The following is a 9848-nucleotide window of genomic DNA, read 5'->3' as shown; positions in this document are numbered from 1 at the left end:
TTCCGCTTCGCTCTGACTTCGATACGAACACACTTCGCCAGGCTGCTCGGCGTTCTCGGGACGCATCTCAGACCCGCCGGCTTTTGGCACTGGCGACGATCTACGAGGGCGGCACGCGCAGCGATGCGGCCAAGGTCGGAGACGTGACGCGCCAGATCGTGCGGGACTGGGTCGTGCGTTTCAACGCCGAGGGCCTGGACGGTCTCCTGGACCGCAAGTCGCCCGGCGCGCCCTCGCGGCTAGGGCCGGACGAGCGGCAGGCTCTGGCGGGCAAGCTTGAGGCGGGCCCGATCCCGGCCGTCGACGGGGTGGTGCGCTGGCGGCTCGTAGACCTGGCGCAATGGGTGTTCGAGGAGTTCCGCATCCCCATAAGCGTGCAAACGCTGAGCCGCGAACTGCGGGCCATGGGCTACCGCAAACTCTCTGCCCGCCCACGCCATCACGCGCAGAATGAGTTCGAACTCGACGCTTTTAAAAAGACTTCCTCACTGCGCTGGCAAAGATCGCGGCGAGCGAGGCCGCCGGCAAGCCCGTAGAAGTCTGGTTCCAGTGTATGGTTCGCCTCCGGTTTGCAAGAAGAAACGATAGCCCCAGAAGACCCTGCTTCAGCGTATCCGGCTTGTTCGTGGGCGATTGCCCGAGCCACAATGGGAGCCGCTGGGATGCGTTCCTTACAAGACGATCAGACTTTTTGATCTGCAGCCACCACCAGGTTTTGCATGTCCCGGTCGAAGCAAGGCGATCTACTGGAACCATCAGGCTGCACATCCGATCAAATCACGGTGCCATTGGCCTCTTCTCGCAAGTCGTTCAGCCTCGCGCCTTCAGGCGGCGATAGGCTGAAAGGGTTTATTCCTGGATAAAACCGCCCAGACGATCCGGGCGACCTTGTTGGCGCTCGCGACGACGATCTTGTTGGTGTGCATGCCCCGTGCGCAAAGCCGTTCCATAAACTCCGCCATTCGACTTTCCCGCTTTTTGCGATTGTAAAATGCCGATCGCATGCCGTGGATCATCAGCGTTCGAACGTAGGTGTTTCCGCGTTTCGATATCCCGAGCAAGATCGTCTTGCCTCCGGTCGAGCGCTGTCTGGGCACAAGTCCGAGGAACGCGGCGAGATCTCGCCCTGTTCGGAAGTCAGAGATATTCGCGACGGCGCTGTAAAGGGCTGTCGCAACGATCACGCCGATGCCCGGAATGGGAAGCAAGGCCCGGCAGACAGGATTGGATTTGGCGAAGGCTTCCAGTTCGTCGTCGATCTTGGAAACGCGAGCGTCGATCATCGTGTATTCGGCAATGAGCGTTTCGAAGAGCGCCCGCGAAACCGCAGAAAGATCGACCTTTCCGACCTCCATCAATTCCGTCTGAATGTAGCGTTCGAAACGCGCCCGCCCTGACGGGATCACCAGGCCGCGTTCGCGCAACAGGCCGCGGAGCTGATTGATGATCGAGGTTCGCGCCGTTACCAGCCGTTGGCGCACACGGTGGAGCGCCTGCATGTCCAGCTGTTCCTCGGATTTGACCCCGACCGCATGGCGGCCCGGCCGTTGCGCGGCTTCGGCAATTGCCAGCGCATCGTTCCAATCATTCTTCTGCGCTTTTGCGAAGGGCCGCACGCTCTCCGGGGTCAGCAGCTTGACGTCATGTCCCATCGCGATCAGTTGGTGGGCAAGCCAATGCGCGCCTGAACACGTCTCGAATGCAACGCGCAGGCACTCGCGGCGCCGATCACCGAAAAACGCCAGCAGCCGCGAACGGGTAAATTGCTTTCGCAGCACGATGTCGCCATCGGTGCCAAGGCCGACGACGTGGAAGCTGTTTTTGCCGATATCGATGCCGATTTGCTTGAATGTCATGTCATGCCTCCTTGTTGAGACGGCGAAAATATCCGCCGAGGAGGAGGCGAACCATCCCACAAGACGAGATGCGGGTGGGCCAAAAGAACCCGATCACCCGCCGCTGGGCAAAACGGGGAACGCGACCCTCGGCTCCCAGAGACCAGCGCACCGCCTCGGCCTACCTGTTCGGGGCGATCTGCCCGAAGCGGGGCGCGGGCGCCGCACTCGTCATGCCCCGCTGCGACACCCACGCCATGGCATGTCATCTCGCCGAGATCTCCCGCAACGTCGCGCCTGGCGCCCACGCCGTCGTCCTGCTTGATCAGGCCGGCTGGCACATGACGCCGAAGCTCCCCATCCCCCACAACATTACTTTGATGCCGCTGCCGCCCAAGGCGCCCGAACTGAACCCGGTCGAGAACCTCTGGCAGTTCATACGCGACAACTGGCTGTCGAACCGCATCTTCCAATCCTACGACGACATCCTCGACCATGCCTGCCGCGCTTGGCGAAACATCGAAGCCCAACCCTGGCGCATCATGTCCATCGGAATGCGCCAATGGGCTCATGGGTTCTGATCAATGGGAGTTGGTATAAGTCTTCTCGCGCGTTTGAAACTCCTGCCATTGGTACGTTCTCATGGTACAGTCATGATGGGGGTCGCGAGACTTCCTTCGGCGAGAACACCTGGAATGCTTGAGCGGGGGAAACGAGGTCCTTCTCCCCCCCTCTCCGCCAGAACTTGATCCAAACCCTTTCTACAAAGGGGTTACTGCATAGCAAGGCTTTCGTAACCGCCTCCTGGTACACACGGGTGTGCCGACGCCAGGCGCACAAAGAACAGCGCAGAACAAGGTCGTCTATCCCGCTGCTGGCGTATAGTGTCAGCCGGTTGCTGCAGGCTGAAGCGGTGTCCGCCCGACAGTCTCTATTCCGGCGAGCTCGAGCATGGTGGGCTCGTCGGCGGCAAAGACCGGGGCAGCGGGACACCGTTACAAGCGCGACAGCCGACGCGGCAAGGCGAGGGCTCACGGGTAGTGCACCCCGCCTTCGGCGCGCATCACCTGCCGCGCGTTCTCGGGCAAGGGGATGAACTCCTCCTCGTCACCTGGCACCGTCTCGAAGCGGCCCCGGCGCCATTCTTCCTTGGCCTGCTCGATACGCTCGGGGCGCGAGGACACGAAGTTCCACCAGATGTAGCGCGGACCGTCCATCTGCGCGCCGCTTCGTGGCCTACTTTCTCACCGCCCTACACAGACAGCATGACCCCGGCAAAGCTTCTCGTGAATGCCTTTGCGACAATGGCAGAAGAACGTATCGCGGATGGGTTCGAGCCGACCCTCCTTACTTTTATGTTCAGAGAGATCCGTGGAACGCCCAGTCATCAGGCCCACGAGATGGAGATAGCCGTCGTCGAGGTCTACGACCGGCACCTTACTCGGACATCAAGTACCCGAAGAACGTCGCGGCGACATCCATGCCCTTTTGGTTTGGCTGCCCGGACTGGCCCATGGAAAAGTCTCTACCGCGAAATCGGGATCACTTGATAAATATCGCGCGGAACGGTGGTCTCCACTACCATCTCATCACGCTGACGCCGCCCCACTCGAACCACCGGCGGTTCACCATACCTCTCCATGACCATTGGCCCGGTCGCGCTCGCCTTGGCAAATACCAGAAATCCCTGCTCGATCAGATGAGGATGCATCGGTACGTCACGAAACTGGTTAGTCATCACGCATCACGCTTCGAGCGTAATATGAAACACCCATACTCCAACATTCGCAAGGCGGCCTTCACCGTAAGCGTACCATAGTCGAGGAAAACGGAGCGGTGATCCGACGCTCGACGATCCGTTTCTCTGATCGTCCTCTTCCGTCGTCGACGCGCAAATCGGGAGCATGACGCGCTCAGGCAACGAGTGGACGATGATCATCGCCGGATCACGGCGAAGCGCGCCGGCAACCGAATCTCGGTACCGCGCCGCTCATTACCTCACGCCAAGGGACGGCTTCGAAGACGGTTTCAGCTGCGACAGAGGTTTGGTCAGGGATGTGGTATTTGTGCGGATGGCGCTACCGGGATCCGGCGAAGATCGGCGCGGTCCGCGTTGATGGGCTGCTTTGGGAGCGGCACGCCCGAGCCTGATGCAGGCGTGATCTGACGCGTCTGATCTCGACTTCCGTGAGCCACGCCATTCCTGCTGCCGGCGGCGGGTGGGAAAGGTTCGGGCTCGTCCGAGGCTGGGATCGCGGACTGTTAGCGATCGCTGCCGGATCGTTGACCGTCAACCCGGTCGTTGCGGCGGGCGCCACTACGGCAGTGGTCTCGTCCCGCCACGGTTCGGATTCGCGCGATCAACGGTCATCCGGCCATTGGGGGCAGGCCATTTGCGCGCCATCACCCCCAGTTGATCCAAAATCGAACCGTGCATCTCGGTTTTTGCCCCATCCGACAATGGCTGATTCATAGCGTTACTGACGGTTGCACCGCCTAAAGCCGTTCCTCGCTGATCGGGCATGAATCAACCAATTTCGGAAAATGACTAGATTTGGTTGAAATTGGATCAGATCGATGATAGATTTTTCCACAGATCAGCCCAAAAACCGATAAATTGGTCCGTAATCGGATCAAAAAAGAAAAACGGTGTCGAAGGGATGTCGCATCGGCCGGTGAAAAAGAGGCCATGCGACGCAAAGGGAGGACTGTCATGGTTACCAAGACTCTCAAGCTTGATTGGACGCGGAGAAAACTTCTCGGCGCCACGGCCGCATTGGGCGCGGTCGCGGCGTCCGGGCTGTCGGTTCGTGCGTTCGCCCAGGAAAAGGTCATCAAGATCGGCTTTTTGGCGCCGCTCACGGGGCCGGTGGCCGCCTGGGGCAAGCCAGGGCTCGACGGCTGCCGGATCTGGGCCGAATGGGTCAACGAGGCGGGCGGGGTGAAGCTGGCCGATGGGGATTATAAGATCGAATTCGTCGGCTACGACAACGAATACGACCCTGCCAAGGCGCGCACCGGTGCGACACAGTTGATCCGGGAGGACGAGGTCAAATTCGTCATGATGTTGGGCGGCGATACCTGGCCGGGCGCCCAGCCGGTAGCCGACAAGACCGGTATGCTGTTCTCGACGCTGCTGCCCTCCGACCTATCGCCCGACACCACGACGCTGGTGGCGCCGGCCGAGGTCCACCCGATCTACAACGTCACCGGCGTCGAGTGGCTGACCGAGAACAATCCCGGCCTGAAGACGGCGGTGATGTGTGCTCAGGACGACGCGCTGGGACTGCCGTCGGTCGCCACCTATCTGGCGGCTTTCGAGGCGGCCGGGATCGAGATGCAGGAGGAGCCGCTCTTGTTCGATCCGGCGACCACCGACTTCGCGCCCGTGGTCACCAAGCTGATCGCCAACAACCCGGATATCGTTTGTCTCGACACCTCTTACGCCGACTATGTCCATCCGATCTGCGAGCAGCTGTTCCAGCAAGGCTACAAGGGGCAGATCATCTCCTGCACCGCCGACTTCTACGACCAGATTATCGAGAAGACCTCGAAGGAGTTCATGGAAGGCTTCATCTTCCAGTTTCCGGACTTCGACGACCCTGCGCTCAATGCCGACAACATCAACTTCAAGGACGCCAACAAGTTCTACGAGGTCTACAACGAACGCCATCCGGGCGAGTGGGGCGCGGTTTCCTGGGAATATGCCTCGATCATGGACCTTTGGAAGGCCGCGGCCGAGACTGCCGGTAGCGCCGAGCCCGACGCGGTGCTCGCCGCCATGAAACAGGTCGGCAAGCACGCTTTCGGCGAGGCCGAATGGTGGGGCAAGGACCTGTTCGGCATCGACAACGCGCTGGTCGGAGACTGGCCCGTGGTGCGGATCGAGAACGGCAAGGCGGTGATCAAGGAGTTCCGGAGCATCCCCGCCTGGTACGACAAGCACGGCGAACTCCTGAAGAAGCACATGGAGGCCTACGGCCAGATGTGGAACCAGCGCGGCTGACGCCGGCGCCGGCCCGATGGCGGACCTGACGGTCCGCCGCTTCTTCTCTCCTGTCGCGATCTGCCGAGCCATGGACCTGCTTCTGCAAACCGGACTGAATGCGATCTATGCCGCCAGCTACATGTCGCTGGTGGCCGTCGGGCTCGTGCTGATCTTCGGCGTGATGGGGGTCATCAATTTCGCCCATGGCGAACTGTTCATGGCCGGTGCCTATGCGGTGGTGGCGCTCTATGCGGACCTCGCCGTCCCGTTCCCGATCGCGGTCGCTGCGGGGCTTGTCTTCGTCGGCATTCTCGGGCTTGCCATGGAGCGGGCGCTGTTTCGTCCGCTCCGCGACAACCCGCTCGGGGGGCTCGTCGCCTCGATCGGCTTCCTCATGGTCCTGCAGGCGGCGGCCGTGCTGCTCTTCGGAGTGCGCATGGAGCATGTCCCGCCGGTGACCCAGGACGTCATCATCTTTTTCGAAAGGGTCCGCTTTCCGGTTCAGCGACTCTATGTCGTGATCGCCGCGATCGTGCTGCTGACCGCGCTCTGGCTGTTCTTGAAGAAAACCCGTTTCGGCTGGGCGCTGCGCGCCAGTGCCCAGGATCCGGAGGCGGCGGCCTTGCAGGGCATCGCGATCAACCAGACCGCGCGCATCGCCATGTTCATCGGCGCGGCGCTGGCCGGGGTGGCGGGCGCGCTGTCGGCGCCGCTGGTCAGCGTCAACCCGTATATGGGCCACAGCGTCATCATCACCGCCTTCATCGTGATCATCGTCGGCGGGGTTGGCTCGCTGGAGGGGGCGGTGGTGGCGGCGGTCGCCTACGCCTTCATCCATACCTTCGTCACGACGTTCTGGGACGGGGTGATCGCCGATATCGTGGGGCTTGGGCTGATGTTGCTCGTGCTGATCGTGAAACCGACGGGCCTCTTCGGGACGGTGGACCGTGCTTAAGGGGCTCGCATGGATCGCGCTGGCGGCGCTTCTCATCCTCGTGCCCCACGCGCTGTCCTACTCACAGCAGGAAATCCTGGTCTTTCTGACCATCAACGTATTGCTGGTCGCCTCTTATCGCCTGCTGACGCTGACCGGCGAATGGTCGCTGGGTCATGTCGTCATCATGGGTGTCGGCGCCTACGCCTCGGCGCTGTATTCCAAGCATTTCGGAATCTGGGTGCCGGTTTCGGCGATACTCGGGGCGCTGACCGCCGCGGCCGTCGCGTTGGTATTGAGTTTCCCGCTGTTTCGGATGAAGGGCTTCTATTTCCTGATCGGGTCCTTCGCCGCCGGCGAGATCATCCGCCTGCTCTGGAAGCGGTTTCGCGAGCCCTTCGGCGGGCCCAAGGGGTTGAAGCGGATCGAGGGGGTGCCGGACCTCGACCTCGGGTGGCTGCGTTTCGATTTCTTCGAGCCGGTCAGCTATTATTACCTCGCCCTTGTGGTGGTGGGCGCCTCGCTGTGGGTCTTGTGGCGGATCGAGCGCTCGCCCGTCGGGCTGACCTTCCATGCCGTCCACTGGCAGGACAAGCTTGCGGGGGCGGCCGGCGTCAATGTTCGCGCCTGGCGCACGCTGGCCTTCGTCATCGCCAGCGGATTTGCCGGACTCTCGGGCGCGCTGCTGGCGCATTATATCGGCACCATCAATCCGAACAGCTTCGACGTCGAGATGATGGTGTTCGTGCTGACCTGGGCGATCGTCGGTGGCACGGCGACCTTCTATGGCCCGATCCTGGGCTGCATCGCGCTGACTGTGCTGAATGAGATCGTGCTCCGCGAGATCGGCTTCGAGCAGTGGCGGCCGCTGATCTACGGCCTCGTGCTGATCGCCTCGGTGCTGTTCCTGCCGAAGGGGCTCGAGAGCCTGGTACAGCGGTTCACGCAAGCGACGAAGCGCGCCGACACGCGACCGGCGGCGGGTGCGAAAGCCACGGATATGGAGGCGGCCCATGACGCTTCTTGAAGTCGACCAGCTCACCATGCGTTTCGGTGGCCTGATCGCGGTGGACGCACTGTCATTCATGGTCGAAAAGGGCACGATCCACGGCCTGATCGGTCCGAACGGCGCCGGCAAGACCACCACCTTCAACATGATCTCGGGATTCTACACACCGAGTTCCGGTCATGTCCGTTTCAAGGGCGAGGAGATTTCGGGCCTGCCGATGTTCCGAGTGGCGCGGAAGGGGCTGGTCCGCACCTTCCAGCACTCGACGCTGTTCGCCGAATTGAGCGTCGTCGAGAACGCCCTGGTCGGCACGCACATGCAGCATTTTCCGGCGCTTCACACCGCGCTCTTGGGAACCGACCGTGCCGAACGCCGCGCGGCGCGCGAGACGGCCGAGCGGGCACTCGATTTCTTCGGTCTCGCCGACCATGCGCAGGAGCGCGCGGGCGACCTCTCGCACGGCCATCAACGCGCGCTCGGCATGGCGGTGGCGCTGGCCTCGGCACCGGAAATGGTGCTGCTCGACGAGCCCTTCACCGGCATGAATCCGGAGGAGACGAGGGCGATGATGGCGCTGATGCGCAAGCTGAATGCCTCGGGCGTGACCATCCTTCTGGTCGAGCACGACATGCACGCGATCATGGGACTTTGCGACCGCATCACCTGCATGAATTTCGGCAAGCTTCTGGCCGAGGGCACGGCGAGCGAAATCCGCAATCATCCGGAGGTGATCAGGGCCTATCTCGGAGGTGCGCGCCATGTTGCTTGAGATCGACGGCGCCGCCGTGAGCTACGGCAAGGTCGCGGCATTGCGCGGCGTCTCCATGACCATCCCCGAAGGCGCCATCGTCACCATCATCGGCGGCAACGGCGCCGGCAAGACGACGACGCTGCGGGCCATTTCCGGTCTCGCCAAGCTCACTGCCGGCGAAATCCGCTTCCGCGGCGAGCGGATCGACAGGCTGCCGCCGGACCGCATCGTCGCTCTCGGCATCGCCCATGTGCCGGAAGGGCGCCGGATATTTCCCGATCTCACCGTCGAGGAGAACCTGCGCACCGGCGCCTTCTTGCGACGCGACAAGGCGGCCATCGCCGCCGATCTGGACGGCATCTATGTCCGCTTCGAGCGGCTCCGCGAGCGGCGGCGCCAGCGCGCGCAGACGCTTTCGGGCGGCGAGCAGCAGATGCTGGCGATCGGCCGCGCGCTGATGAGCCGGCCGAAGCTCCTGCTGATGGACGAGCCGTCGATGGGCCTCGCCCCGGTGATCGTCGAACAGATTGCCCGGATCGTCGAACAGATCGGGAAGGAAGGCGTGACGGTCGTGCTGGTCGAGCAGAATGCCGAGCTCGCGCTCGACCTGGCCGACTACGCCTACGTGCTCGAGACCGGCGCCATGGCGCTTGAAGGACCCGCAGATGAACTTCACGACAACGACCATGTCCGCGCCGCGTATCTCGGTTTCTGACGCCGCGGCGTCAGACGAGAAGCGGAACCGCGAGGAGAAGGCAGCCCGCGCCGCCGGCTGGCGCCGCGCCGATCTGCGCTGGGAGCGGCTGCAGGAGGACGCCGAGGCTGCTTGGCGGTCCGGCGACGCGGATCAGGCGATCCGGCTCTGGCGCCGGGCCCGACGCCTCGCCTTTTGGAGGTTCCGCCGCTCCGATCCGCGCTATGCGACCAGCCTCGCCAACGCCGCCCTGGCGGAGCGACTGTCCGGCCAGGAAGCGCGCGCCCACCGGCTCTATGCCCGCGCGCGCGGGCTTTGGAGCGGGGCGGACAGCTTTATCGCCGGCATGCGGATCGCCCGTCGTGCCCGCTCCTCGCTGTTCCACCTGCGCATGGAGGCGAAGCATTGGGACACGTATCAGCAGAGCACGCGCACCCGGATGAAGGCCTTCGCCCGAGAGGCCGCCGAGGCGCTCGCCGCCCTCGAACGTGGCGAACCACCGGTCTGCCGCCTCCACGATCGCTGGCGGGCGGAGAAGCTGCCGGTCTTCGACGACCCGAGAAAATTCCTGGCCGCGGCACTGATGATCAGCACGGGCCTGACAACAAAGCCGGAGAACAAAGACTAACGCAGCAAG

10 protein-coding genes and 1 pseudogene are annotated in these 9848 nt (G+C 62.9%); 8 read left to right on the top strand and 3 right to left on the bottom strand.

The annotated features are described in order from the left end of the window. A partial coding sequence (locus tag VQ045_RS12840) for a winged helix-turn-helix domain-containing protein (RefSeq protein WP_331830369.1) occupies positions 1-536 on the top strand: 536 nt, incomplete at its 5' end. A 288-nt stretch (positions 537-824) separates the two neighbouring features. Here VQ045_RS12840 and VQ045_RS12835 read toward each other — a convergent pair. Continuing rightward, positions 825-1856, bottom strand: a complete 1032-nt coding sequence (locus VQ045_RS12835; RefSeq protein WP_331830368.1) for an IS110 family transposase — start codon at positions 1854-1856, stop codon at positions 825-827. Here VQ045_RS12835 and VQ045_RS12830 point away from each other — a divergent pair. Next, a complete protein-coding gene (locus VQ045_RS12830; protein WP_331830367.1) occupies positions 1850-2416 on the top strand; it encodes an IS630 family transposase in 567 nt (188 codons plus the stop codon). The genes VQ045_RS12835 and VQ045_RS12830 overlap by 7 nt on opposite strands. A 450-nt stretch (positions 2417-2866) precedes the next feature. Here VQ045_RS12830 and VQ045_RS12825 read toward each other — a convergent pair. Both VQ045_RS12825 and VQ045_RS12820 read right to left on the bottom strand, forming a co-directional pair. Beyond that, a pseudogene (locus VQ045_RS12825) lies at positions 2867-3061 on the bottom strand (pirin-like C-terminal cupin domain-containing protein); the annotation flags it as partial. Between the two features lie 299 nt (positions 3062-3360). After that, a complete protein-coding gene (locus tag VQ045_RS12820; RefSeq protein ID WP_331830366.1) occupies positions 3361-3573 on the bottom strand; it encodes a hypothetical protein in 213 nt (70 codons plus the stop codon). 975 nt (positions 3574-4548) lie between these two features. On the opposite strand from VQ045_RS12820, the gene VQ045_RS12815 reads away from it, so the two are divergent. The 6 genes from VQ045_RS12815 to VQ045_RS12790 are packed head-to-tail and all read left to right on the top strand — an operon-like array spanning position 4549 to position 9839. Continuing rightward, positions 4549-5841, top strand: coding sequence for an ABC transporter substrate-binding protein (locus tag VQ045_RS12815; protein ID WP_327622688.1), 1293 nt, complete (start codon positions 4549-4551; stop codon positions 5839-5841). 16 nt (positions 5842-5857) lie between these two features. Continuing rightward, entirely contained in the window at positions 5858-6778 is a 921-nt protein-coding gene (locus VQ045_RS12810) for a branched-chain amino acid ABC transporter permease (RefSeq protein ID WP_327622687.1), read from the top strand. Continuing rightward, positions 6771-7784 (top strand): branched-chain amino acid ABC transporter permease, encoded by a 1014-nt coding sequence (locus VQ045_RS12805; RefSeq protein ID WP_327622686.1) that lies wholly within the window; start codon positions 6771-6773, stop codon positions 7782-7784. Before VQ045_RS12810 ends, VQ045_RS12805 begins: the two co-directional genes overlap by 8 nt. After that, the gene (locus VQ045_RS12800; protein ID WP_331830365.1) at positions 7771-8535 is read left to right on the top strand and encodes an ABC transporter ATP-binding protein; all 765 of its coding nucleotides are present in this window, start codon (positions 7771-7773) and stop codon (positions 8533-8535) included. The genes VQ045_RS12805 and VQ045_RS12800 overlap by 14 nt, the downstream gene beginning before the upstream one ends. Beyond that, entirely contained in the window at positions 8528-9232 is a 705-nt protein-coding gene (locus VQ045_RS12795) for an ABC transporter ATP-binding protein (protein WP_442873047.1), read from the top strand. The genes VQ045_RS12800 and VQ045_RS12795 overlap by 8 nt, the downstream gene beginning before the upstream one ends. Next, positions 9183-9839 (top strand): hypothetical protein, encoded by a 657-nt coding sequence (locus tag VQ045_RS12790; RefSeq protein WP_327622683.1) that lies wholly within the window; start codon positions 9183-9185, stop codon positions 9837-9839. Before VQ045_RS12795 ends, VQ045_RS12790 begins: the two co-directional genes overlap by 50 nt. Positions 9840-9848 lie beyond the last annotated feature (9 nt).

The organism is Aurantimonas sp. E1-2-R+4 (assembly GCF_036549515.1).
GTDB classification, from domain to species: domain Bacteria; phylum Pseudomonadota; class Alphaproteobacteria; order Rhizobiales; family Rhizobiaceae; genus Aurantimonas; species Aurantimonas coralicida_A.
Note: the sequence above shows the minus strand (reverse complement) of the source record. Positions and strands in the feature narration are given on the sequence as shown.

Coding starts and splice junctions, on each gene's coding strand:
- VQ045_RS12830 (WP_331830367.1), top strand. CDS start 1,850: ATGTCATGTCATGCCTCCTTGTTGAGACGGCGAAAATATCCGCCGAGG.
- VQ045_RS12835 (WP_331830368.1), bottom strand. CDS start 1,856: ATGACATTCAAGCAAATCGGCATCGATATCGGCAAAAACAGCTTCCAC.
- VQ045_RS12820 (WP_331830366.1), bottom strand. CDS start 3,573: ATGACTAACCAGTTTCGTGACGTACCGATGCATCCTCATCTGATCGAG.
- VQ045_RS12815 (WP_327622688.1), top strand. CDS start 4,549: ATGGTTACCAAGACTCTCAAGCTTGATTGGACGCGGAGAAAACTTCTC.
- VQ045_RS12810 (WP_327622687.1), top strand. CDS start 5,858: ATGGCGGACCTGACGGTCCGCCGCTTCTTCTCTCCTGTCGCGATCTGC.
- VQ045_RS12800 (WP_331830365.1), top strand. CDS start 7,771: ATGACGCTTCTTGAAGTCGACCAGCTCACCATGCGTTTCGGTGGCCTG.
- VQ045_RS12790 (WP_327622683.1), top strand. CDS start 9,183: ATGAACTTCACGACAACGACCATGTCCGCGCCGCGTATCTCGGTTTCT.